Source organism: Pseudomonas bubulae (assembly GCF_900618535.1).
Classification (GTDB): domain Bacteria; phylum Pseudomonadota; class Gammaproteobacteria; order Pseudomonadales; family Pseudomonadaceae; genus Aquipseudomonas; species Aquipseudomonas bubulae.
The window spans coordinates 1,337,486-1,361,404 of the sequence record NZ_UYJA01000001.1 but is presented as its reverse complement, the minus strand read 5'-3'; the positions used below and the strand labels follow the sequence as shown (position 1 = coordinate 1,361,404).

Genomic DNA, 23,919 nt, shown 5'->3' with positions numbered 1-23,919 from the left:
GCCTTTTATGCCAAGAGCGCAATGCGCTATTAGGGGGTGGGTGTTTGCGTTGTCATTAGTAACCTAACTGTCTATACTCGGCAGCCGACCGCCAGAGGCTTTTGGGCCTGTTTAGATGGGGGTCGTCACTCCCGGGTGGTGGGTACCTGACCAGTGCGCATCCCAACAAACTTGCCCTGATTGTTAGGGGCTCTTCAGTGTGAAAAAAGCCGTGAATAGCCAACGACCTGTAAACCTAGACCTAAGGACCATCAAACTCCCCATCACCGGCGTTACGTCATTTCTGCACCGTGTATCGGGCATCATTCTTTTTCTCGGCCTGGGCATCATGCTTTATGCATTGAGCAAATCCCTGGGTTCCGAAGAAGGTTATGCCGAGGTGAAGGCATGCTTGACCAGTCCGCTGGCCAAATTCGTTGCGTGGGGCCTGCTCTCTGCCTTGCTGTATCACCTGGTTGCCGGTGTGCGCCACTTGATCATGGACATGGGCATCGGTGAGACGCTTGAAGGCGGCCGACTGGGCTCGAAAATCGTAATCGTCATTTCCGTGGTGATGATTGTTCTGGCGGGAGTTTGGATATGGTAACCAGCGTTACGAACCTGTCGCGTTCGGGCCTCTATGACTGGATGGCACAACGTGTGTCTGCGGTTGTTCTAGCGGCTTATTTCATCTTCCTGATCGGGTACCTCGTTGCGAACCCTGGCATTGGCTACGCCCAATGGCATGAGCTGTTCGCAAGCAACTGGATGCGTATTTTCAGCCTGCTGGCCCTTGTTGCTCTGGGCGCACACGCCTGGGTCGGCATGTGGACCATCGCGACCGACTACCTGACGCCAATGGCGCTGGGCAAGTCCGCCACAGCAGTACGTTTCCTCTTCCAGGCAGTCTGCGGCGTTGCAATGTTCGCTTACTTCGTCTGGGGTGTGCAGATTCTTTGGGGTATCTGATTCATGGCTAACACAGTTAATACACTTTCGTTCGACGCCATCATCATTGGCGGCGGCGGTGCCGGCATGCGCGCTGCTCTGCAGCTGGCTCAAGGCGGTCACAAGACTGCTGTAATCACCAAGGTTTTCCCGACTCGTTCGCACACCGTATCGGCCCAGGGTGGCATCACCTGCGCGATCGCGTCTGCAGATCCAAACGATGACTGGCGCTGGCACATGTACGATACCGTCAAGGGTTCCGACTATATCGGTGACCAGGACGCTATCGAATACATGTGTTCCGTAGGTCCGGAAGCCGTGTTCGAGCTCGAGCACATGGGTCTGCCGTTCTCCCGTACCGAACAGGGTCGTATCTACCAGCGTCCTTTCGGCGGTCAGTCCAAGGACTTCGGCAAAGGCGGCCAGGCTGCCCGTACTTGCGCTGCAGCCGACCGTACCGGTCACGCGCTGTTGCACACCCTGTACCAGGCCAACCTCAAGGCCGGCACTGTATTCCTGAACGAATACTACGGTGTCGATCTGGTTAAGAACGAGGCTGGCGATTTCGTCGGCATGATCGTTATCTGCATCGAAACCGGTGAAACCTCTTACGTTCGCGCTAACGCGACCGTACTGGCGACTGGCGGTGCAGGCCGTATCTACTCGTCCACCACCAACGCCCTGATCAACACCGGCGACGGTATTGGCATGGCGCTGCGTGCTGGCGTGCCGGTACAGGACATCGAAATGTGGCAGTTCCACCCGACCGGTATTGCCGGCGCCGGTGTACTGGTTACCGAAGGTTGCCGTGGTGAAGGTGGCTACCTGATCAACAAGCATGGCGAGCGTTTCATGGAGCGTTATGCTCCGAACGCCAAAGACCTTGCTGGTCGTGACGTTGTTGCTCGCTCGATGGTTAAGGAAATCATCGCGGGCAACGGTTGCGGTCCTGATGGCGACCACGTAATGCTGAAGCTCGATCACCTCGGTGAAGAAGTGCTGCACAGCCGTCTGCCAGGTATCTGCGAACTGTCGAAAACGTTCGCACACGTTGACCCGGTATTGGCTCCGGTTCCAGTGGTTCCGACTTGCCACTATATGATGGGCGGCGTTGCCACCAACATTCATGGTCAGGCGATCACTCAGGACGCCGACGGCAACGACCAGATCATCCCTGGCCTGTTTGCAGTAGGTGAAGTGGCTTGCGTATCCGTACACGGTGCTAACCGTCTGGGCGGCAACTCGCTGCTCGACCTGGTGGTATTCGGTCGTGCTGCCGGCCTGTTCCTTGAACAGACCCTTAAAGAAGGCGTTGATTACGCTCGTCCACGCCAGTCCGACATCGACGCTGCCCTGGCACGTCTGGACGGCCTGAACTCGCGTACCGACGGCGAAGACGTGGCAACCCTGCGTAAAGAGCTGCAAAGCTGCATGCAGAACTACTTCGGTGTATTCCGTACCGGCGAATACATGCAGAAGGGTATTGCCCAGCTGGCTGATCTGCGCAAGCGCATCGCCAACGTGAAAATCAACGATAAGAGCCAGGCGTTCAACACGGCCCGTATCGAAGCCCTTGAGCTGCAAAACCTGCTCGAAGTGGCTGAAGCGACTGCAATCGCTGCTGAAGTTCGTAAGGAATCGCGCGGTGCTCACGCCCGTGAAGACTTCGAAGATCGTGACGACGTTAACTGGCTGTGCCACACCCTGTACTTCCCGGGTGACAAGCGCGTAGCCAAGCGTGCGGTGAACTTCTCGCCGAAAACCGTTCCGACCTTCGAGCCAATGGTTCGTACTTACTAAGGGTGGCCGATATGTTGAAAGTCAGTGTTTATCGTTACAACCCTGATCAGGACGCCGCTCCGTTCATGCAGGAATTCGAGGTCAATACCAACGGTAAAGACCTGATGGTGCTGGACGTACTGGCCCTGATCAAAGAGCAGGACGAGGGTTTCTCCTATCGTCGCTCTTGCCGTGAGGGCGTTTGCGGCTCCGACGGCATGAACATCAACGGCAAGAACGGCCTGGCGTGTGTAACGCCGCTGTCCGCTGTCGTTAAAGGCAACAAGCTGATCGTTCGTCCACTGCCAGGTTTGCCGGTTATCCGTGACCTGGTCGTCGATATGAGCATCTTCTACAAGCAATACGAGAAAGTTAAGCCGTTCCTGCAGAACGACACGCCGGCTCCGGCCATCGAACGTCTGCAATCACCAGAAGAGCGTGAAAAGCTCGACGGTCTGTACGAGTGCATCCTGTGCGCTTGCTGCTCGACCTCGTGCCCGTCCTTCTGGTGGAACCCGGACAAGTTCCTGGGCCCTGCTGCACTGCTGCAAGCCTATCGTTTCCTGGCTGACAGCCGTGACACCAAGACCAGTGAGCGCCTGGCTTCGCTGGATGACCCGTTCAGCGTATTCCGCTGCCGCGGGATCATGAACTGCGTAAACGTGTGTCCGAAGGGCCTGAACCCGACTAAGGCCATCGGTCACGTGCGTAGCATGCTGCTGCAAAGCGGCGTGTGATCCAAAGCAGTACCGCAGCACCGCTGTAACCGTAGATGCTACGGCGCAGGCTTCAACCGGCGCCGTAGTTTTAACCTGAGCAACAGCTCATAAAGCTGCGGCTCTTATTTTGAAGAAATGAGACCAGCAGGGGCATCCGGGCTGGTACCCGGACTATCAGCGTGATCCTAAGTGGCTTGTTTTAGTCGCTGTATTCGGACTTTCTCAAGCATGCTCTGGTGTTCTCGTCGATGGTGTCCCCTAACCGAGGGTGACCAAGCATGCAAGAAAGCGTGATGCAGCGCATGTGGAACAGCGGCTATCTTTCAGGTGGTAACGCTGCCTATGTGGAAGAGCTCTATGAGCTCTACCTGCACGACCCTAACGCTGTGCCAGAAGAATGGCGCACCAAATTTCAGACGTTGCCTGTTGAAGGCAACTCTGCCAACGATGTTTCGCACTCCACAATCCGCGACCATTTCGTGCTGCTGGCAAAGAACCAGCGCCGCGCTCAACCGGTTTCTGCCGGGAGCGTGAGCAGTGAGCACGAGAAGAAGCAGGTTGAAGTGCTGCGATTGATCCAGGCCTATCGGATGCGCGGCCACCAGGCAGCCCAGCTTGATCCGCTGGGGCTGTGGCAGCGTCCTGCACCTGCAGACCTGTCGATCAATCATTACGGCTTGACCAATGCCGATCTTGATACGACCTTCCGTGCCGGCGACCTGTATATCGGCAAAGAGGAAGCGAGCCTACGCGAAATTCTCGAAGCGTTGCAGCAGACATATTGCCGCACCATTGGCGCAGAGTTCACGCACATCGTCGATTCCGAGCAGCGCCACTGGTTTGAACAGCGCCTCGAAAGCGTACGCGGCCGCCCGACTTACTCGGCTGAAGTCAAAAGCCATCTGCTTGAGCGCGTGACTGCTGCTGAAGGTCTGGAAAAGTACCTGGGGACCAAATACCCGGGCACCAAGCGTTTCGGCCTGGAAGGCGGCGAAAGCCTGATTCCTTTGCTGGACGAGCTGATCCAGCGTTCGGGCAACTACGGCACCAAGGAAATCGTTATCGGCATGGCCCACCGTGGTCGCCTGAACGTATTGGTGAACACCTTCGGCAAAAACCCGCGCGAGCTGTTCGACGAGTTCGAAGGCAAGAAAAAGATCGAGTTGGGTTCCGGTGACGTTAAATACCACCAGGGCTTCTCCTCCAACGTCATGACTGCCGGTGGTGAAGTTCACCTGGCAATGGCGTTTAACCCCTCCCACCTGGAAATCGTTTCTCCAGTGGTTGAAGGGTCTGTACGCGCTCGCCAGGACCGTCGTAACGACAGCACCGGCGAAAAGGTACTGCCAATTTCCATCCACGGTGATGCTGCCTTCGCAGGTCAGGGCGTGGTCATGGAAACCTTCCAGATGTCGCAGACTCGCGGCTTCAAGACTGGCGGTACGGTTCACCTGGTGATCAACAACCAGGTCGGCTTCACCATCAGCAATCCGGAAGACTCCCGTTCTACCGAGTACTGCACTGACGTCGCGAAAATGATTCAGGCGCCGATCCTCCATGTCAATGGTGATGATCCGGAAGCCGTATTGTTCGTGACTCAGCTGGCTATCGACTACCGCATGCAGTTCAAGCGTGACGTCGTGATCGACCTGTTCTGCTACCGCCGTCGCGGTCACAACGAGGCCGATGAACCAAACGGTACCCAACCGCTGATGTATCAGCAGATCGCCAAGCAGCGCACCACCCGTGAGCTGTATGCCGAGCGCCTGACACAAGAGAAAGTGGTGGACGCAGAACGCGTTCAGGCCAAGATCGACGAATACCGCAACGCGCTGGACAACGGCCTGCATGTTGTGAAAAGTCTGGTCAAGGAACCGAACAAAGAGCTGTTCGTGGACTGGCGTCCGTATCTGGGCCACGCCTGGACTGCGCGTCACGACACCCGTTTCGATCTGAAAACCCTGCAAGAACTGTCTGCCAAGCTGCTGGAAATTCCAGAAGGCTTTGTGGTTCAGCGCCAGGTTGCGAAGATCTACGAAGATCGTCAAAAAATGCAAGCCGGCGGCCTGCCGATCAACTGGGGTTATGCCGAAACCATGGCATATGCAACCCTGCAGTTCGAAGGTCACCCGATTCGCATGACCGGTCAGGACATTGGTCGCGGTACGTTCTCGCACCGTCACGCCGTGTTGCACAACCAGAAAGATGCTGGCACCTATATTCCCCTGAAGCACCTGTTCGAAGGTCAGCCTCGCTTTGACCTGTACGACTCGCTGCTGTCCGAGGAAGCGGTCCTGGCGTTCGAATACGGCTATTCCACCACCACGCCTAACGCGCTGGTGATCTGGGAAGCCCAGTTCGGCGACTTCGCCAACGGCGCCCAGGTTGTAATCGACCAGTTCATCACCAGCGGTGAGCACAAGTGGGGCCGTCTGTGCGGTCTGACCATGCTGCTGCCACACGGTTATGAAGGTCAGGGCCCGGAGCACTCCTCTGCACGTCTTGAGCGTTACCTGCAATTGTGTGCCGAGCACAACATTCAGGTGTGCGTACCGACCACTCCGGCACAGATCTACCATCTGTTGCGCCGTCAGGTTATCCGTCCGCTGCGCAAGCCGCTGATCGTCCTGACACCGAAGTCGTTGCTGCGTCACAAACTGGCAATCTCGACCCTGGAAGATCTGGCCGAAGGTTCGTTCCAGACCGTTATTCCGGAAATCGATGCGCAGGATCCGGCGAACGTCGGTCGCATCGTGCTGTGTAGCGGCAAGGTCTACTACGACCTGTTGGAAAAACGCCGTGCCGAAGGTCGTGATGACATCGCTATCGTGCGTCTTGAGCAGCTGTACCCGTTCCCTGAGGACGACTTGATTGAAGTCCTGGCTCCGTACAAAAACGCCAAGCATATTGTCTGGTGTCAGGAAGAGCCGATGAACCAGGGTGCCTGGTACTGCAGCCAGCATCACATGCGCCGCATCATCAGCGGTCACGACAAGTCGCTCGTACTCGAGTACGCGGGCCGTGACGCTTCTGCTGCACCTGCTTGTGGTTACGCATCGATGCACGCTGAGCAACAGGCAAAACTGTTGCAAGACGCGTTCACTGTTTAACGCCTTCGCGCACTGAAACCGAATTTAAGGAACCAAAGAACATGGCTATCGAGATCAAAGCCCCAACATTTCCGGAATCGGTTGCCGATGGCACCGTTGCCACCTGGCACAAGCAACCGGGCGACGCTGTAAAGCGCGACGACCTGATTGTCGACATCGAAACCGACAAGGTAGTGCTGGAAGTACTGGCCACTGCTGACGGCGTGCTGGGCGCTATCGTCAAGAACGAAGGCGACACCGTTCTGTCCGACGAAGTGCTGGGCTCCATCGTTGAAGGCGGCGCTGCTGCTGCCGCTCCTGCTGCTGCCGCTGCACCGGCCGCCCAGGCTGCTGCTCCTGCTGCCGATGGCGAAGACGATCCTGTTGCTGCTCCGGCTGCACGCAAGATCGCTGAAGAAAACGGTATCAACATCGCTTCCGTTGCCGGTACTGGCAAAGGCGGTCGTGTGACCAAGGAAGACGTAGTTGCTGCGGTAGCTGCCAAAAAAGCCGCTCCTGCTGCTGCGCCGGCCAAGGCCGCTGCACCTGCCGCTGCCGCTCCGGTATTCGCTGCTGGCGACCGCGTAGAAAAACGCGTTCCGATGACCCGCGTTCGTGCCACCGTGGCCAAGCGTCTGGTTGAAGCTCAGTCGAACATGGCGATGCTGACCACTTTCAACGAAGTGGACATGACTGAAATCATGGCACTGCGTTCGAAGTACAAGGATCTGTTCGAGAAGTCCCACAACGGCGTACGCCTGGGCTTCATGTCGTTCTTCGTGAAAGCAGCTACCGAAGCACTGAAACGCTTCCCGGCCGTTAACGCCTCGATCGACGGTTCCGACATCGTTTACCACGGCTTCGCCGACATCGGTGTAGCTGTTTCCAGCGACCGTGGTCTGGTGGTTCCGGTTCTGCGTAACGCCGAACTGATGAGCCTGGCTGAAATCGAAGGCGGCATCGCTGCCTACGGTAAAAAAGCCCGTGACGGCAAACTGTCGATCGACGAAATGACCGGTGGTACTTTCACTATCACCAACGGTGGTACTTTCGGTTCGATGATGTCGACCCCGATCGTTAACCCGCCGCAAGCCGCGATCCTGGGCATGCACAACATCCTTCAGCGTCCAATGGCAGTCAACGGTCAGGTAGTTATCCGTCCGATGATGTATTTGGCTCTGTCTTACGATCACCGCTTGATCGATGGCAAAGAAGCTGTAAGTTTCCTGGTAGCAATCAAAAACCTGCTGGAAGACCCGGCTCGTCTGCTGCTGGATATCTAATAGAAGCTGCTGCAAGTTTCAGGTGCCAGGCTGCGGGAAAAAGCAGTCTGGCTTTGGCTTGCAGCTTGCTGCTGACAGCTTGTAGCTAATAGAGGATCTATTTTCATGTCTCAGAAATTTGACGTTGTAGTGATTGGTGCGGGCCCTGGCGGCTATGTTGCAGCCATCAAGGCCGCGCAACTGGGCCTTTCGACTGCTTGCATCGAAAAATACACCGACAAGGAAGGCAAACTGGCGCTGGGCGGTACTTGCCTGAACGTTGGCTGCATTCCATCCAAGGCGCTGCTGGACAGCTCCTGGAAGTACCACGAAGCCAAGGATGCATTCGCCATCCACGGCATCACCACCGGTGAAGTGAAGATGGACGTTGCTGCGATGGTTGGCCGTAAAGCCAACATCGTTAAAGGTCTGACTTCCGGCGTTGCGACCCTGTTCAAGGCCAACGGCGTTACTTCCCTGCAAGGCCACGGCAAACTGCTGGCCGGCAAGCGTGTTGAGCTGACCAAGCCAGACGGCAGCGTTGAAATCATCGAAGCCGAGAACGTGATTCTGGCTTCGGGCTCGCGTCCGATCGACATTCCACCTGCTCCAGTCGACAACAACGTGATCGTTGATTCGACCGGCGCCCTGGAATTCCAGTCCGTGCCAAAACGTCTGGGCGTTATCGGCGCTGGCGTGATCGGTCTGGAACTGGGTTCGGTATGGTCCCGTCTGGGCGCTGAAGTGACTGTTCTGGAAGCCCTGGACACCTTCTTGATGGCTGCTGACGCTGCCGTTTCGAAAGAAGCCTACAAAACCCTGACCAAACAAGGTCTGGACATCAAGCTGGGCGCTCGCGTCACCGGTTCCAAGGTCAACGGCGAAGAAGTCGTTGTGACCTACACCGACGCCAACGGCGAACAGACCATCACCTTCGACAAGCTGATCGTAGCCGTGGGTCGCCGTCCGGTGACTACCGAGTTGCTGGCAGCTGACAGCGGCGTGACCATCGACGAGCGCGGTTTCGTGTTTGTTGACGATCATTGCGCAACCAGCGTACCGGGCGTATTCGCCATTGGTGACGTGGTTCGCGGCATGATGCTGGCACACAAGGCTTCTGAAGAAGGCATCATGGTTGTCGAGCGCATCAAAGGTCACAAGACCGAGATGAACTACGACCTGATTCCATCGGTTATTTACACTCACCCGGAGATCGCGTGGGTTGGTAAAACCGAGCAGGCCTTGAAAGCTGAAGGCGTTGAGGTTAACGTCGGCACCTTCCCGTTCGCCGCCAGTGGCCGTGCCATGGCAGCAAACGACACCGGTGGCTTTGTCAAAGTCATTGCTGATGCCAAAACTGACCGCGTACTGGGCGTCCACGTGATTGGCCCGAGCGCTGCAGAGCTGGTACAGCAGGGCGCGATCGGTATGGAATTCGGCACCAGCGCTGAAGATCTGGGCATGATGGTTTTCTCCCATCCGACCCTGTCCGAAGCCTTGCACGAAGCAGCACTGGCTGTGAATGGCGGCGCCATCCACATTGCCAACCGTAAGAAACGTTAAGACCAGACAATAAGAAACCACGGCGGTTTGCCCGTCGTGAGCCTTGCTAGCAAGCCTCACCGCGGAACTTCCGCCGGACGCAGTCTTGTCTTGTTTTAACCGGGCCCGGCTCCGCTCAAGCGGATGTCGGGTTTGTTGAAACAGCACAAGCAGCAGTCACAGGTGGTGCGGCACTAATAGTAGTGCAGCGCCGAATGCGCAGTACCTAACGAAGACGGTAAAAAGCATGAATCTTCACGAGTATCAGGGTAAGCAGCTGTTCGCTGAATACGGCCTGCCAGTATCCAAGGGTTATGCAGTAGACACCCCGGAAGCAGCCGCAGAAGCTTGCGACAAAATCGGTGGGACCGAATGGGTTGTAAAAGCCCAGGTTCACGCAGGTGGTCGCGGTAAAGCGGGCGGCGTTAAGCTGGTTCGCAGCAAAGAAGACGCTAAAGCATTCGCACAACAGTGGTTGGGCAAGCGTCTGGTGACTTACCAGACTGACGCCAATGGTCAGCCGGTCACCAAGATCCTGGTTGAGTCGTGCACTGATATCGCTAAAGAGCTGTACCTGGGCGCTGTCGTTGACCGTTCGAGCCGTCGTATCGTGTTCATGGCTTCCACCGAAGGTGGCGTGGACATCGAGAAAATCGCTCACGACACTCCAGAAAAAATTCTGAAAGCAACGATCGATCCACTGGTTGGCGCACAGCCATTCCAGGGTCGCGAGTTGGCTTTCCAGCTGGGTCTGGAAGGCAAGCAAGTTGCTCAGTTCGCCAAGATCTTCGTAGGTCTGGCCAAACTGTTCAAGGATCACGATCTGGCCCTGCTGGAAGTGAACCCGCTGGTTATCAAGACTGACGGCGATCTGCACTGCCTCGATGCCAAAATCAACATCGACGCAAACGCCATGTACCGTCAGCCTAAGCTGAAAACTTTCCACGATCCGTCGCAAGACGATCCGCGCGAAGCGCACGCTGCCAAGTTCGAACTGAACTACGTAGCGCTGGAAGGCAACATCGGCTGCATGGTTAACGGCGCTGGTCTGGCCATGGGCACCATGGACATCGTTAACCTGCATGGCGGCAAGCCAGCCAACTTCCTCGACGTTGGCGGTGGTGCTACCAAAGAACGCGTTACCGAAGCGTTCAAAATCATCCTGTCCGACAGCAATGTCGCAGCAGTGCTGGTTAACATCTTCGGCGGCATCGTTCGTTGCGACATGATTGCCGAAGGCATCATCGGTGCAGTGAAAGAAGTCGGCGTGAAAATCCCGGTAGTTGTGCGCCTTGAAGGCAACAACGCTGATCTGGGCGCTAAAGTACTGGCAGAAAGCGGTTTGAACATCATCGCTGCTACCAGCTTGACCGACGCTGCTCAACAAGTTGTTAAAGCTGCGGAGGGCAAGTAATGAGCGTCCTGATCAATAAAGACACCAAAGTTATCTGCCAGGGCATCACCGGTTCGCAGGGCAGCTTCCACACCCAGCAAGCCATCGAATACGGCACCAAGATGGTTGGTGGCGTTACTCCGGGCAAAGGCGGCACCACTCACCTGGACCTGCCTGTTTTCAACACCGTGAAAGAAGCCGTAGAAGCAACTGGCGCAACCGCCAGCGTTATCTACGTACCGGCTCCTTTCTGCAAGGACTCCATCCTTGAAGCAGCGTTCGGCGGCATCAAGCTGATCGTGTGCATCACTGAAGGCATTCCTACCCTGGACATGCTGGACTGCAAAGTTAAGTGCGACGAACTGGGTGTTACCCTGATCGGCCCTAACTGCCCGGGCGTTATCACGCCAGGCGAATGCAAGATCGGCATCATGCCAGGTCACATTCACTTGCCAGGCAAAGTAGGCATCGTGTCGCGTTCCGGCACCCTGACTTACGAAGCTGTAAAGCAAACCACTGACGCCGGTTTCGGCCAGTCGACTTGCGTAGGCATCGGTGGTGACCCGATCCCTGGTTCCAACTTCATCGACATCCTGAAGCTGTTCCAGGAAGACCCGAAGACCGAAGCGATCGTTATGATCGGTGAGATCGGCGGTTCGGCTGAAGAAGAAGCGGCTGCCTACATCAAGGCAAACGTGACCAAGCCGGTTGTTTCCTACATCGCTGGTGTGACTGCCCCTCCAGGCAAGCGCATGGGCCACGCAGGCGCAATCATCTCTGGCGGCAAGGGTACTGCAGACGAGAAGTTTGCTGCCCTGGAAGACGCAGGCGTAAAAACCGTGCGTTCGCTGGCAGACATCGGCAAGGCTCTGTCCGAGCTGACTGGCTGGGCAATGAAGTAAGCCTCGCGCTTAACTGACTGCTCTACCAGGCAAAGGCCACCTTCGGGTGGCCTTTGTGCGTTTGGGGTCAAGCAAAACCCTTGTGGGAGCGGGCAAGCCCGCTCCCACAACGTGCGGTTTTGAGCTATCCAGGGCAGGCAAGACCACACCAAAGCATTTTTCGATGTCGTCCAGGCGACAACTGCGTTCGTTCATCGGACAGTCCGCCCTCTAACAGTGCGCTGTAGGAAAAAACTCGGTAATCTTGCCAGCATTCCGCAGTTCTGCGTGTGCATCCCAAAAGGAAGCCACGCGCTAGAAGGGTTGGTCTTATACGGATCGACAGCATTTCCCACATCCGCACGGGAAATTCCCCTCTAAATCCCGATTCAGTAGTGTGGTATTTCCGTAATGAAAGTATTGAAAGGCCAGGACATCCTGGCACTTGGGTTTATGACTTTTGCCCTGTTCGTTGGGGCAGGCAACATCATTTTCCCGCCAATCGTTGGCCTGCAGGCCGGACCTAACGTCTGGATGGCTGCATTGGGCTTCCTGATCACCGCAGTCGGTCTGCCGGTAGTCACCGTTATTGCCCTGGCCAAGGTCGGTGGCGGCATGGACGCACTGAGCAGCCCGATCGGCAAGATCGCCGGGGGCTTGTTGGCAGCCGTGGCCTATCTGGCTGTTGGCCCGTTGTTCGCGACCCCGCGTACCGCCACCGTATCCTTTGAAGTCGGCCTGGCACCTTTGACCGGTGAAAGCCCACTGGCGCTGTTTCTGTACAGCTCGGTGTACTTCCTGATCGTGTTTTTCGTGTCGTTGTACCCGGGTCGCCTGCTGGACACGGTAGGGCGCTTCCTTGCTCCGTTGAAGATCATCGCCCTGGCCATTCTCGGCATTGCTGCCGTTGCCTTGCCTGCAGGTGATGTTGGCGTCGCGACCCCCGAGTACGTGGCCGCACCGTTCTCCCAGGGTTTTATCAATGGCTACTTGACCATGGATACCCTGGGTGCGCTGGTGTTCGGTATCGTGATCGTGAATGCCATCCGTTCCCGTGGTGTTGAATCACCCAAGCTGATTACCCGCTACGCCATCATTGCCGGCCTGATCGCCGGTGTCGGCCTGGCGCTGGTCTACATCAGCCTGTTCCGCCTGGGTGCGGGCAGCCATGAAGTGGCGGCGGGTGCAACCAATGGTGCGGCGGTACTGCACGCCTATGTACAACACACCTTCGGTTCGCTGGGCAGCGGTTTCCTTGCCGTACTGATTGCACTGGCTTGCCTGGTAACGGCCGTTGGCCTGACCTGTGCCTGCGCTGAATACTTCAGTACTGTGCTGCCACTGTCTTACAAGACGCTGGTGATCATCCTTGCGCTGTTTTCGCTGGCCGTGTCGAACCTTGGCTTGACCCAGTTGATTGCGTTTTCCATCCCGTTGCTGACGGCGATCTACCCGCCTTGCATCGTGTTGGTGGCGCTGAGTTTCTGCAAAGGCCTGTGGAATGCCCAGAGCCGGATCGTTGGTCCGGTCATGCTGGTGTCGTTCTTCTTTGGCTCGATCGACGCGCTTAAAGGTGCTGGCCTGGGTGAGTGGATTCCGGCCCAATTGGCCAATATGCCATTTAGCGAGCAGGGCCTGGCGTGGCTGGTGCCTAGTCTTGTGACCCTGCTGGGCGCAGTTATCTGCGACCGTCTGCTGGGCAAACGAGTTGAAGCAATGGCGTAATTACCCGGTTCGCCAAAAGCGTTGCCGAGTCAATAAAAAAGCCCTGCATCTTAATGGATGCAGGGCTTTTTTAATGGGCGTGTGTTCAAGCATGCAAACACTAGCCATTAACGTTCAGATACAACAAAGCCCGCACTTGGCGGGCTTGGTTTTATATCGCAGAAAGTCGTGTTACTTGCTTTCTGTAGTTGCCGCAGGTGCAACCGGAGCAGTCTGGCCGGCTTCTTCAGCAGCGGCTTTATTGGACTCGGCTTGTGCTTTTGCAGCTTCGGCGTTCTCTTTGGCCGCGTCGTTTACTTTGTCTTGTGCTTCAGACATTTTTTCTTGCGCTTGCTCAGAATGCTGGGCAGCGTCCTGGGCTTTGTCTTCGGATTTTTTGTCGCAGGCAGCCAGGCCAAGCGAAGCAGCCAGCATCAAGGCAACAGCAAAAGTATTACGCATGGGGTGTTTCTCCTTATGAGTAGATCTACGGGGCGTTTGAGCATGGGCTGATGGCTTAAGTTCCATGCTCGAACACATATATAAGTAAAGCAGCGCGGGCGGAAATATTGGTAAAAAACTTGAGCCACTGGTTCGGCCCTTGAAATTTGCATCATTGGCCCCAACTTTCATCACATCCCGCCGCTAACCCTTACGGGCGTGGCCACTGCCATCCAATCGGAGTTTGATAACAATGAGCGTGGAAACTCAAAAAGAAACCCTGGGCTTCCAGACCGAGGTCAAGCAACTGCTGCACCTCATGATCCATTCGCTGTACTCCAACAAGGAAATCTTCCTTCGCGAACTGATCTCGAACGCCTCTGATGCTGTCGACAAATTACGTTTTGAAGCACTGTCCAAGCCAGATCTGCTGGAGGGCGGTGCCGAGCTTAAAATCCGTGTGAGCTTCGACAAAGACGCCAACACCGTCACCCTCGAAGACAACGGTATCGGCATGAACCGCGATGACGTGATCACCCACCTGGGTACGATCGCCAAGTCCGGCACTGCCGACTTCATGAAAAACCTCACCGGCGACCAGAAAAAAGATTCGCACCTGATCGGTCAGTTCGGCGTGGGTTTCTACTCGGCCTTTATCGTTGCCGACAAGGTTGACGTGTACAGCCGCCGTGCCGGTACCCCGGCAAGCGAGGGCGTGCACTGGTCTTCGAAGGGCGAAGGCGAGTTTGAAGTGGCCACCGTCGAGAAGGCCGACCGCGGCACCAAAATCGTGCTGCACCTCAAGCCTGGCGAATCCGAATTCGCTGACGGCTGGCGCCTGCGCAACATCATCAAGAAGTACTCCGACCATATCGCCCTGCCTATCGAACTGCCTAAAGAGCAGACCGTTGCCGAAGGCGAAGAAGCGCCTGCACTGGAATGGGAAACCGTCAACCGGGCAAGTGCTCTGTGGACCCGTCCTCGTACTGAAGTAAAGGACGAGGAATATCAGGAGTTCTACAAGCACATTGCCCATGACTACGAGAACCCGCTGGCCTGGAGCCACAACAAGGTTGAGGGCAAGCTTGAATACAGCTCGCTGCTCTACGTTCCGGCCCGTGCACCGTTTGATCTGTACCAGCGTGAAGCGCCTAAAGGCCTGAAGCTGTATGTGCAGCGTGTCTTCGTGATGGATCAGGCCGAGTCGTTCCTGCCGCTGTACCTGCGCTTTATCAAGGGCGTGATCGACTCCAACGACCTGTCGCTGAACGTGTCGCGGGAAATCCTGCAAAAAGACCCGATCATCGACTCGATGAAGACGGCGCTGACCAAGCGTGTACTCGACATGCTGGAAAAACTGGCGAAGAACGAGCCTGAGAAATATCAGGGCTTCTGGAAAAACTTCGGCCAGGTGATGAAAGAAGGTCCGGCCGAAGATTTCGCCAACAAAGAAAAAATCGCCGGTCTGCTGCGTTTTGCTTCGACCCACGGCGACGACGGCGAACAGAATGTTTCCTTGACCGACTACCTGGCCCGCGCCAAGGAAGGTCAGGACAAGATTTACTACCTGACCGGCGAAACCTACGCGCAGGTTAAAAACAGCCCGCACCTCGAAGTCTTCCGCAAAAAAGGCATCGAAGTCCTGCTGCTGACCGACCGCATCGACGAGTGGCTGATGAGCTACCTCAGCGACTTCGACGGCAAGAGCTTTGTCGACGTGGCCCGTGGTGACCTCGACCTGGGCAATCTGGACTCGGAAGAGGACAAGAAAGCCGCAGAAGAAGTGGCCAAGGCCAAAGAAGGTCTGGTGGAGCGCATCAAGGCTGCCTTGGGTGAGAGCGTCAGCGAAGTGCGCGTGTCGCATCGTCTGACTGATTCCCCGGCGATTCTTGCCATTGGTGAGCAGGATCTGGGCATGCAAATGCGTCAGATCCTCGAAGCCAGCGGTCAAAAAGTGCCTGAGTCCAAGCCTATCTTCGAGTTCAACCCGGCTCACCCGCTGATCGAGAAACTCGATGCTGAGCAGAGTGAAGAGCGTTTTGGCGACCTGTCGCACATCCTCTTCGATCAGGCAGCCCTGGCAGCCGGTGACAGTTTGAAAGACCCTGCGGCCTATGTCCGTCGGCTAAACAAATTGTTAGTAGAGTTGTCGGTCTAACCGCGCTATAAAAACCCGCTTCGGCGGGTTTTTTTTGTTTCAAATTCAGGAGTTTTTGATGAAATCCATTTCGGTCAGCTCTGTGGCTTATCAAATCGACGGCCAACCTTACGAAGGCCGTTTGGCCTTTGATCCGAGCCGTGAAGACCCGTTGCCGGGTTTGCTGATGGCGCCCAACTGGATGGGCATCAGCGCAGGCGCCGAAGAGATTGCCAAGTCGGTGGCAGAACAGGGTTATGTGGTACTGATCGCCGATTTGTATGGCCAGGGCACCCGGCCCGGCAACGCCGACGAAGCCGGTGCGGCGATGATGCCGCTCAAGAATGACCGTGCCTTGCTGCGCAAGCGTATGTGGGCAGCGTATGACATGCTGAAAAATCAGGGCCTGGCCCAGGTCGACAGCAACAAGCTGGCAACCTTTGGTTTCTGTTTTGGCGGGTGCTGTTCACTGGAACTGGCACGCAGTGGTGCACCGTTGCAAGCTGCGGTGTCATTCCACGGCACCCTGGACACACCTAACCCGATCGATGCCCAGAGCATCAAGGGCTCGGTGCTGGTGTTGCACGGCGCGTCTGACCCGTTGGTGCCAAGCGAGCAGCTACCAGCGTTTGAGGCGGAGATGAACGCGGCGGGTGTGGACTGGCAACTGACCAGCTATGGCGGCGCAGTGCATTCGTTCACTGACCCCCACGCCAATGTGCCGGGCAAGATGATGTACGACGCCAAAACTGCGGGTCGGGCGTTCACCGCCATGCATAACTTGCTGGATGAAGTGTTTCGCGATTAATCGCAATCACGACAGTCTGTGGGAGCGGGCTTGCTCGCGATGCTGACGGCTCGGTCTGTCAGACAACACCGGGCGATGCTATCGCGAGCAAGCCCGCTCCCACAGTGGTCACGCCGAACGTTCCATCACCTCGCTCACCGTCAAATCCCGCATCAACAACCCGTAGTTCAAGTCCACCTGTTCGGGGATCGGCAGGTACACCGTGTGGCCATCACCCGGCGCCACTTGGGTCGGCAAGCCTGCACTGTTAAGCAAACGTTCCAGATCAAAGTGATAGTTGCCGTGGGGTGTCATCAGCTCCAGATGATCGCCCAAAGCAAATCGGTTTTTCACTTTGACTTCGGCCAGGCCATTGCGTCGTTCGCCGGTCAATTCCCCGACAAACTGCTGGCGATGGGACAATGAACTGCCATGCAGGTAGTTCTGGTATTCATCGTGGACATGGCGGCGCAAGAACCCTTCGGTATAGCCGCGCTGGGCCAGGGACTCCAGATCGGTCATCAGGCTGCGGTCAAACTCACGACCCGCCACCGCATCATCGATGGCCTTGCGATACACCTGGGTGGCCCGTGCGCAGTAAAAGTGCGACTTGGTGCGGCCCTCGATCTTCAGCGAATGCACGCCCATTTCCGCCAGCCGCGCCACATGCTGTACAGCACGCAGATCCTTGGAGTTCATGATGTAAGTACCGTGTTCGTCCTCGAACGCGGTCATCGGTTCATCGGCACGGTTGGCTTCGTTCAGCACAAACACTTCGTCAGTCGGCGCACCCACGCCCAGGGTTGGCTCGACCACATTGACGATATTGCCCAGCTCGTTTTCTGTACCCGGTTTGGCCTCGTACTTCCAGCGGCAGGCATTGGTGCAGCTGCCCTGGTTGGCATCTCGCTTGTTCATGTAGCCAGATAACAGGCAGCGCCCGGAGTAGGCCATGCATAGCGCGCCATGTACGAAAATCTCCAGCTCCATATCGGGTACTTGCTGACGGATTTCTTCGATCTCTTCCAGCGACAACTCCCGGGACAGGATGATGCGGCTCAGACCCTGCTGGCGCCAGAATTCAACACTGGCCCAGTTCACGGTATTGGCCTGAACCGACAAGTGAATCGGCACATGGGGGAAGTTTTTGCGCACCAGCATGATCAGGCCCGGGTCGGACATGATCAGCGCATCCGGTGCCATGGCAATCACCGGCTCCAGATCCTTGAGAAAGGTACGCAGCTTGGCGTTGTGCGGGGCGATATTGACCACCACGTAAAAACGCTTGCCCTGAGCCTGGGCTTCGGCGATGCCAATGGCCAGGTTGGTGTGGTCGAATTCGTTGTTGCGCACGCGCAAGCTGTAGCGTGGTTGGCCCGCATACACCGCGTCGGCGCCATACGCGAAGGCATAGCGCATATTTTTCAGGGTGCCGGCAGGGGCGAGGAGTTCGGGCGGAGCAAGGCGCATAGTCAGTTCGTTCGCAAAAAAGGCGCGATGGTAGTCGAGCCCTTGCTCCCGGCTATTGATCTGGATCTATGCTTTGCGCGGCCAGGTCAGCATCACAATGCCCGCGACCACAATCAGGCCGCCGATGATCTGGCCGCTGCTGAGCAACTGGTCAAGAATCAGCCAGCCAAACAGCAGGCTCGCCACCGGTTCGACGTTCATTACCGGTGCGTTGCGGGCCATGTTCAGCCGCGTCATGCAGATAAACAACAGGCAGAAGCCCAGCCCGTAAAGCGCAACCAGAAAGGCCAGGGCTGTCCAGCCGGTAGACGAGGAGGGCAGCGACACCCCGCCCGGCAGCACCCCGCTGACCCCGGCCAGGGCTGCCGCACAAAATACGATAAGCATGGTCAGCATGCTACGCACCGTACCGCGCAGGCTCGAGAGTTTGTGATCGGTGATCCATAGCGCACAGGCAAACACGCAAGCGGCAGCAAAGCCGAAAAGGATGCCTTCGAGCCACTGTGCCTCGGTGGAGGCCTGGCTGGACAGTCGTTCGGGCACGTCGAGGGCAAACACCAGGCCGCACATGATCAACCCCATCAGCAGTGCCGCCCGCAGGGTGGGTGCCGCACCGCCCAGGGCCCAGGTCAGCAGTACCAGCAGGATCGGTGCCATATTGCCGATCAACAATGCCAGGGCCACGGGGATACGGGCCACGGCTGAATAAATGCAGAAGCTTTGTGCTGCGATCAGCAATCCCAACAGCAATTGCCAACGCCAGTTGGCGGGGGTTAGCCGAGGGCGCTCGCGTTGCCATAGCACCAGGCCGGTCAATACCAGCAAGGTCACGCCAGCACGACATAGAATCGCCAGCAGCAAACCGGTGTCGTGGTCGAAGGCAATCCGGGCGGCGATATGATTGCCCGCAAAAGCGCAGGCCAGCAGTACCAGAATCAATACTGCGATATGGCGGGGGAACAACGCAGGAGCAGACATAAGCAACCAGCCTCCTTGGCTGGAAATAGAGCCGCTTTAATATCCCTGTGGGAGCGGGCTTGCTCGCTCCCACAGGGGTAAGGCGGGGTTACAGCACCAGGTTTGGCAACCACAGCGAGATGGCCGGAACGTAGGTCACCAGCATCAGCACCATAAACAGTGCCAGGTAGAATGGCAGCAGCGCTTTAACGGTGTTTTCGATGGTGACCTTGCCCACGGCTGCACCCACGAACAGCACCGCGCCCACCGGCGGTGTGATCAGGCCGATGCCCAGGTTGACCAGCATGATCATGCCAAAATGCACCGGGTCGACACCGATACCGATAATCACCGGCAGCAGGATCGGGGTGAGGATCAGGATCAGCGGCGCCATGTCCATCACCGTGCCCAGCAACAACAACATGACGTTGATGCACATCAGGATCACGTAGCGGTTATCCGACAGGGTCAGGAACGCGGTGGTGATCTTCATCGGGATTTCCATCAGCGTCAGGATGTAACCGAAGCTGGCAGCAAAGCCGATCAGGATCATCACGATGGAAATGGTACGCACCGCCCGATGCATCAGCTTGGGCAGATCACGCCACTTGTAGTCGCGGTAAATGAACATGGTGACGAAGAACGACCACACCACCGCGACCGCCGCCGACTCGGTGGCAGTGAAGACGCCAGTGAGGATGCCGCCAAGGATGATGACCATGGCCATCAGGCCCCACATCGCTTCACCGGCGATTTTCAGCGCGGTGCGCAGCGGGATCACTTCACCCTTGGGGTAGTTGCGTCTGCGCGCAAAGATCATGCACAGGCCCATCATCACTGCGCTGAGCAACAACCCCGGCATGATCCCGGCCATAAACAGCGAAGCGATCGATACCGTGCCCCCCGCTGCCAGCGAGTACAGCACCGAGTTGTGGCTGGGCGGGGTGAGCAAAGCCTGTACCGAGCCGCTGACCGTTACCGCCGTGGAGAACTCACGGGGGTAACCGGCGCGCTCCATTTCCGGAATCAGTACCGAGCCCACGGAAGCGGTGTCGGCGACGGAAGAGCCGGAAATCGCGCCAAAGAAGGTCGAGGCGACGATATTGACCAGCGACAGACCGCCGCGCACAAACCCTACCAATACCCCGGCAAAGGCCACCAGCCGACGTGACATGCCGCCTTCGGCCATGATTGCACCGGCCAGGACAAAAAACGGGATGGCCAGCAGCGAGAACTTGTTAACCCCGCCAGCGACTTGAATCATCAGGGCATCGAACGGGATATCGATCCACCAGGCGCCGACGAGTGCCGACAGGCCCAGCGCGTAGGCGACCGGCATGCCGATAAGGATCAGGGCGATAAAACTGCCCAACAGTACGAAAGCGTCCATTTATACGGCCTCTTCGCTGGCTTCTACAATGTCGAACCGCACGGCACGGCGGTGGCTTTGGTCACCCAGGAAGAGTTTTTCCAGGACGAAGATCAGGGTCACGATGCCGCCCAGCGGGATAGGCAGATAGGAGATGCCTACGCGCAAACCCGGCATTTCGCCAAGAAACTGGTTCCAGGTGGTCGCGCACAGTTTGAAGCCCTTGACCGTCATGAACAGGCAGACGATGACCATCAGGATTTGCACCAGCACCGCGGCCAGTTTGCGGACATGGGCCGGCATGCGCTCGACCGCCATCGCCACTGCCATATGGGCACCGGCACGGTAGCTGGCGGCAGCGCCAAAGAAGGTAAACACCACCATCAGCAGAATGGCGGTGGGCTCGGGCCAGCTGGAGCCGCTGCCCAGCACGTAGCGGGCAAAAATGCCCCAGGGGATGATCAAGGTCATGGTCAGCACCGACAAACCGGCGATCCCGATGCAGGCCCTGTACAGCAAGTCATTAAAGCGCAGTACGGTATTTTTCATGGGGCTCACCACTACGCGGCAAACGGGCTTGCGCCCGTTGCGGCGGCGTTATCGGACTGGCTTATTGGACGGCTTCGATGCGCGAGATCAGATCTTTGTAGTTGGCACCGTACTTGTCGCGAACCGGCTGGGTGGCGTCGTAGAAGGCTTTTTTCTGCTCTGGGGTGAGGGTGATGAATTCCACGCCGGCAGTTTTGAGTTTGGTTTCGCTCTCTGCGGATTTTTTGTCCCAGATCACTCGCTCTTCCATTTGCGCTTCACGGGCCAGTTTTTGCACCAGGGCTTGTTGCTCGGGGCTGAGTTTGGCCCAGGTGGTCTTGGCGATCACGATCGGCTCGGGGAGGATCAGGTGGTCGGTCCAGGTGAAGTACTTGGCGTTCTGGTAGTGGTTGTGCTCAAGGAAGGTCGGCGGGTTGTTCTCTGCGCCATCGATCACGCCGGTCTGCAGGGCGCTGAAAATCTCGCCGGTGGCCATGGCAATGCCATTGCCACCCATGTCGTTGATGGTGTCGATAAACACCGGGTTGCCTTGTACGCGGATTTTCATGCCTTTGAGGTCGGCAATCTCACGTACCGGTTTTTTTGTGTACAGGTTGCGTGTGCCGCCGTCCATCCAGGCCAGCGCGACCATATTGAAGTCGGAGTTGGTGATTTTATCCAGCATCTCCTGGCCGATTTCGCCGTCGATGATCTTGCGCATATGGGCTTGGTCGCGGAACACGAACGGCAGGTTGAAGGCATTGGTTTCCGGTACTACCGGACCAAGGATGCCGAGGCTGACCCGGGTCATCTGCACCGCGCCGGACTGCAATTGTTCGACCACTTCTTTCTCTGAACCCAGTACGCCACCAGCAAACATCTTGAAAGAAATATCGCCGTTGCTCTGTTCCTGAAGCTTTTTGCCCATTTCCTGTTCGGCCAGCACCGGCGGATAGCCAGTGGGATGAACCTCGGCGAACTTGATCTTGATTTCGGCCTGGGCCACGCCTGAGAGGCAGAAGGCCAGGGGGAGAGCAGCAATCAGCAGGGTGCGTTTGAAATCCATGGGTCACTCCAAATATTGTTTTTGTTATTTCAAGGTGTTGGATCGGTTGTCAGTTATTCAGTAGTGGCTCCGGCAAGCCCTTGACCCCGGGGCGGAGGGCAAACACGCCTCCTGCCAACGGCTGGTCGGCGAGATCGCCTGCAGGGCGGATCGAGGTCACAAACAGGGTGTCCAGATCAGCGCCGCCAAAAGCGCACATCGCCGGTTTTTTCACGGGTACGGTCAGGGAGCGGTCGAGCTTGCCTTGCGGGGTAAAGCGATGGATCAGCCCGGCATCGTTGCCGCAAATCCAGTAGCAGCCCTCGGCATCCACGGCGGCGCCATCGGGGCGACCCGGGTGCTCGCCCATGTCCACAAACAGGCGACGGTTGTGAGGGGTACCCGTGTCGGTGTCGTAGTCAAAAGCCCAGATTTTTTGCACGTCCGGGTGTGAGTCCGACAGGTACAGGGTTTTGCCATCGGGGCTGAACGCCAGGCCGTTGGGCACGATCAAGCCCTGCAGTTGTGCCTTGAGCGGCTCGGTCTGGCCTACGTTGTAGCGGTACATGGCGCCCACCGGGGCGCCGGCGGCCATGTCCATCACCATGGTGCCCGCCCAGAAGCGGCCCTGGCGGTCGCAGCGGCCATCATTGAAGCGCATGCCTGGCAGGGCATGGGTCACGCTGGCCAGCAAACGACTGTCGAGGCTGCCATCGGCGTGAGGGGTGATAGCGAACAGACCGTTTTCCATCGCGGCGATCCAACTGCCATGACCTGTCTGAGCAATGCAGGCGAGCATTTGCGAGGCTTGCCAACTGTGCTCTTTACCATCGGCGGGGCTCCAGCGATGCAAGCGTTTTGCCGGGATATCCACCCAGTAAAGTGCCTGCTCCGCGATGCTCCAGACCGGGCTTTCGCCGGTGGCATTACGTGCATCGAGAATCAGTTCAGCTGTCATGATGCCTCGACCTCTGTGATCTTGTTTTGGTGGCAGGGGCGTATTTATTCGTCGCCAAACGGGCCGGCAGCCACGAAGGCACCGCCCTGGTAAACCATGCTCGGGTCATTGGCCGCAGGCATCGGCTGAGCTTCGATCTTGTCGCGAAACACTTCAGAGGTGTCTCTGGGCTCAAAACCCAGGTGGGCGGCATAGCGGTTGTCCCACCACACATTGAGGTTGTTGGAGGCGCCATAGACCACGGTGTGGCCGACATCCGGCGTGTACAGCGAGCGCTCGAGCAGCTGTGTAAGGTCAGCAAAGCTCAGCCAGGTGCTCATCATCCGGCGGTTTTGCGGCTCGGGGAACGAGGAACCGATGCGGATGCTGACGGTTTCGATGCCATAGCGATCGAAGTAGAAGGTGGCCATGTCTTCGCCATAAGACTTGGACAGCCCGTAGTAACTGTCAGGCCGGCGCGGGGAGTGGGCATCCAGGGTCTGGTCCTGTTTGTAGAACCCGATGACATGATTGGAACTGGCGAAAATCACCCGTTTGACGCCATGTCGGCGTGCCGCTTCGTAGATATGGAAAATGCCGCTGATATTGGGGCCGAGGATCTCTTCGAACGGGCGCTCCACCGAGACACCGCCAAAGTGCAGGATGGCGTCTACCCCTTCAACCAGCTGGTGGACGGCCTGTTTGTCGGCAAGGTCGCAGATGAACACTTCCTCGCGGCTGTCGGCAGCAGGAGCCATTGCGGCGATATCTGAAAGTCGCAGCACCCTGGCGTAGGGCTTGAGGGTTTCGCGTAGCACCTTCCCCAGACCGCCAGCAGCACCGGTGAGGAGAAGGCGATTGAAGGGGGTTTGGACAGTGTGTGTGGTTGTCATCAAAGGGCCCTGTCGTACTTGTTATTGTCAGTTGTCGTATGACTTGGGTTGGATTATTC

20 protein-coding genes are annotated in these 23,919 nt (G+C 57.3%); 12 read left to right on the top strand and 8 right to left on the bottom strand.

Annotated features, from left to right (window positions below):
• Positions 1-199: 199 nt before the first annotated feature.
• From sdhC to brnQ, 10 genes are all read left to right on the top strand, one after another.
• Positions 200-586, top strand: a complete 387-nt coding sequence (gene sdhC, locus PPTH39_RS05955; RefSeq protein WP_019828563.1) for a succinate dehydrogenase, cytochrome b556 subunit — start codon at positions 200-202, stop codon at positions 584-586.
• Positions 580-948, top strand: a complete 369-nt coding sequence (sdhD, locus tag PPTH39_RS05950) for a succinate dehydrogenase, hydrophobic membrane anchor protein (RefSeq protein ID WP_003446906.1) — start codon at positions 580-582, stop codon at positions 946-948. Before sdhC ends, sdhD begins: the two co-directional genes overlap by 7 nt.
• Before the next feature lie 3 nt (positions 949-951).
• Positions 952-2,727 (top strand): succinate dehydrogenase flavoprotein subunit, encoded by a 1,776-nt coding sequence (sdhA, locus tag PPTH39_RS05945; RefSeq protein WP_016780168.1) that lies wholly within the window; start codon positions 952-954, stop codon positions 2,725-2,727.
• Between the two features lie 11 nt (positions 2,728-2,738).
• A complete protein-coding gene (locus tag PPTH39_RS05940) occupies positions 2,739-3,443 on the top strand; it encodes a succinate dehydrogenase iron-sulfur subunit (RefSeq protein ID WP_016780169.1) in 705 nt (234 codons plus the stop codon).
• 260 nt (positions 3,444-3,703) lie between these two features.
• On the top strand, positions 3,704-6,535 hold the full coding sequence (locus tag PPTH39_RS05935; protein ID WP_020467780.1) for a 2-oxoglutarate dehydrogenase E1 component: 2,832 nt from the start codon (positions 3,704-3,706) through the stop codon (positions 6,533-6,535).
• A 41-nt stretch (positions 6,536-6,576) separates the two neighbouring features.
• Positions 6,577-7,797 (top strand): 2-oxoglutarate dehydrogenase complex dihydrolipoyllysine-residue succinyltransferase, encoded by a 1,221-nt coding sequence (odhB, locus tag PPTH39_RS05930; RefSeq protein WP_083369842.1) that lies wholly within the window; start codon positions 6,577-6,579, stop codon positions 7,795-7,797.
• Between the two features lie 105 nt (positions 7,798-7,902).
• Positions 7,903-9,339, top strand: a complete 1,437-nt coding sequence (gene lpdA / locus PPTH39_RS05925; protein WP_016780172.1) for a dihydrolipoyl dehydrogenase — start codon at positions 7,903-7,905, stop codon at positions 9,337-9,339.
• A gap of 226 nt (positions 9,340-9,565) precedes the next feature.
• The gene (gene sucC / locus PPTH39_RS05920) at positions 9,566-10,732 is read left to right on the top strand and encodes an ADP-forming succinate--CoA ligase subunit beta (RefSeq protein ID WP_016780173.1); all 1,167 of its coding nucleotides are present in this window, start codon (positions 9,566-9,568) and stop codon (positions 10,730-10,732) included.
• Complete coding sequence (gene sucD / locus PPTH39_RS05915) at positions 10,732-11,613, top strand: succinate--CoA ligase subunit alpha (RefSeq protein WP_095002114.1); 882 nt, start codon at positions 10,732-10,734, stop codon at positions 11,611-11,613. Before sucC ends, sucD begins: the two co-directional genes overlap by 1 nt.
• A gap of 390 nt (positions 11,614-12,003) precedes the next feature.
• A complete protein-coding gene (brnQ, locus tag PPTH39_RS05910) occupies positions 12,004-13,317 on the top strand; it encodes a branched-chain amino acid transport system II carrier protein (protein WP_095002113.1) in 1,314 nt (437 codons plus the stop codon).
• A 171-nt stretch (positions 13,318-13,488) separates the two neighbouring features.
• Here brnQ and PPTH39_RS05905 read toward each other — a convergent pair whose 3' ends face one another.
• Entirely contained in the window at positions 13,489-13,758 is a 270-nt protein-coding gene (locus PPTH39_RS05905; protein ID WP_095019112.1) for a hypothetical protein, read from the bottom strand.
• A 232-nt stretch (positions 13,759-13,990) separates the two neighbouring features.
• Here PPTH39_RS05905 and htpG point away from each other — a divergent pair, with 232 nt between their 5' ends.
• Positions 13,991-15,895: a molecular chaperone HtpG gene (gene htpG / locus PPTH39_RS05900; RefSeq protein WP_016780177.1), complete on the top strand. Its 1,905-nt coding sequence runs from the start codon at positions 13,991-13,993 to the stop codon at positions 15,893-15,895.
• A 58-nt stretch (positions 15,896-15,953) separates the two neighbouring features.
• On the top strand, positions 15,954-16,682 hold the full coding sequence (locus tag PPTH39_RS05895; protein WP_095019113.1) for a dienelactone hydrolase family protein: 729 nt from the start codon (positions 15,954-15,956) through the stop codon (positions 16,680-16,682).
• A gap of 108 nt (positions 16,683-16,790) precedes the next feature.
• Here PPTH39_RS05895 and trhP read toward each other — a convergent pair whose 3' ends face one another.
• The 7 genes from trhP to PPTH39_RS05860 all read right to left on the bottom strand — a co-directional run bounded on the left by trhP (position 16,791) and on the right by PPTH39_RS05860 (position 23,860).
• Positions 16,791-18,131 carry a prephenate-dependent tRNA uridine(34) hydroxylase TrhP gene (gene trhP / locus PPTH39_RS05890; protein ID WP_130871754.1) on the bottom strand — a complete coding sequence of 447 codons (1,341 nt, stop codon included), beginning with the start codon at positions 18,129-18,131 and terminating at the stop codon, positions 16,791-16,793.
• 66 nt (positions 18,132-18,197) lie between these two features.
• Positions 18,198-19,109, bottom strand: coding sequence for an EamA family transporter (locus tag PPTH39_RS05885; protein ID WP_095002110.1), 912 nt, complete (start codon positions 19,107-19,109; stop codon positions 18,198-18,200).
• Positions 19,110-19,197: 88 nt separating this feature from the next.
• Positions 19,198-20,478 carry a TRAP transporter large permease gene (locus PPTH39_RS05880; protein ID WP_095002109.1) on the bottom strand — a complete coding sequence of 427 codons (1,281 nt, stop codon included), beginning with the start codon at positions 20,476-20,478 and terminating at the stop codon, positions 19,198-19,200.
• Positions 20,479-21,006, bottom strand: a complete 528-nt coding sequence (locus tag PPTH39_RS05875) for a TRAP transporter small permease (protein ID WP_095002108.1) — start codon at positions 21,004-21,006, stop codon at positions 20,479-20,481.
• Between the two features lie 61 nt (positions 21,007-21,067).
• The gene (locus PPTH39_RS05870) at positions 21,068-22,051 is read right to left on the bottom strand and encodes a TRAP transporter substrate-binding protein (RefSeq protein ID WP_095002107.1); all 984 of its coding nucleotides are present in this window, start codon (positions 22,049-22,051) and stop codon (positions 21,068-21,070) included.
• 49 nt (positions 22,052-22,100) lie between these two features.
• A complete protein-coding gene (locus PPTH39_RS05865; protein WP_130871753.1) occupies positions 22,101-22,988 on the bottom strand; it encodes a glucurono-1,5-lactonase in 888 nt (295 codons plus the stop codon).
• 44 nt (positions 22,989-23,032) lie between these two features.
• On the bottom strand, positions 23,033-23,860 hold the full coding sequence (locus PPTH39_RS05860; RefSeq protein WP_095002105.1) for an NAD-dependent epimerase/dehydratase family protein: 828 nt from the start codon (positions 23,858-23,860) through the stop codon (positions 23,033-23,035).
• Between the last annotated feature and the right edge of the window lie 59 nt (positions 23,861-23,919).

Coding starts and splice junctions, on each gene's coding strand:
- sdhD (WP_003446906.1), top strand. CDS start 580: ATGGTAACCAGCGTTACGAACCTGTCGCGTTCGGGCCTCTATGACTGG.
- sdhA (WP_016780168.1), top strand. CDS start 952: ATGGCTAACACAGTTAATACACTTTCGTTCGACGCCATCATCATTGGC.
- PPTH39_RS05940 (WP_016780169.1), top strand. CDS start 2,739: ATGTTGAAAGTCAGTGTTTATCGTTACAACCCTGATCAGGACGCCGCT.
- PPTH39_RS05935 (WP_020467780.1), top strand. CDS start 3,704: ATGCAAGAAAGCGTGATGCAGCGCATGTGGAACAGCGGCTATCTTTCA.
- odhB (WP_083369842.1), top strand. CDS start 6,577: ATGGCTATCGAGATCAAAGCCCCAACATTTCCGGAATCGGTTGCCGAT.
- lpdA (WP_016780172.1), top strand. CDS start 7,903: ATGTCTCAGAAATTTGACGTTGTAGTGATTGGTGCGGGCCCTGGCGGC.
- sucC (WP_016780173.1), top strand. CDS start 9,566: ATGAATCTTCACGAGTATCAGGGTAAGCAGCTGTTCGCTGAATACGGC.
- sucD (WP_095002114.1), top strand. CDS start 10,732: ATGAGCGTCCTGATCAATAAAGACACCAAAGTTATCTGCCAGGGCATC.
- brnQ (WP_095002113.1), top strand. CDS start 12,004: ATGAAAGTATTGAAAGGCCAGGACATCCTGGCACTTGGGTTTATGACT.
- PPTH39_RS05905 (WP_095019112.1), bottom strand. CDS start 13,758: ATGCGTAATACTTTTGCTGTTGCCTTGATGCTGGCTGCTTCGCTTGGC.
- htpG (WP_016780177.1), top strand. CDS start 13,991: ATGAGCGTGGAAACTCAAAAAGAAACCCTGGGCTTCCAGACCGAGGTC.
- PPTH39_RS05895 (WP_095019113.1), top strand. CDS start 15,954: ATGAAATCCATTTCGGTCAGCTCTGTGGCTTATCAAATCGACGGCCAA.
- trhP (WP_130871754.1), bottom strand. CDS start 18,131: ATGCGCCTTGCTCCGCCCGAACTCCTCGCCCCTGCCGGCACCCTGAAA.
- PPTH39_RS05885 (WP_095002110.1), bottom strand. CDS start 19,109: ATGTCTGCTCCTGCGTTGTTCCCCCGCCATATCGCAGTATTGATTCTG.
- PPTH39_RS05880 (WP_095002109.1), bottom strand. CDS start 20,478: ATGGACGCTTTCGTACTGTTGGGCAGTTTTATCGCCCTGATCCTTATC.
- PPTH39_RS05875 (WP_095002108.1), bottom strand. CDS start 21,006: ATGAAAAATACCGTACTGCGCTTTAATGACTTGCTGTACAGGGCCTGC.
- PPTH39_RS05870 (WP_095002107.1), bottom strand. CDS start 22,051: ATGGATTTCAAACGCACCCTGCTGATTGCTGCTCTCCCCCTGGCCTTC.
- PPTH39_RS05865 (WP_130871753.1), bottom strand. CDS start 22,988: ATGACAGCTGAACTGATTCTCGATGCACGTAATGCCACCGGCGAAAGC.
- PPTH39_RS05860 (WP_095002105.1), bottom strand. CDS start 23,860: ATGACAACCACACACACTGTCCAAACCCCCTTCAATCGCCTTCTCCTC.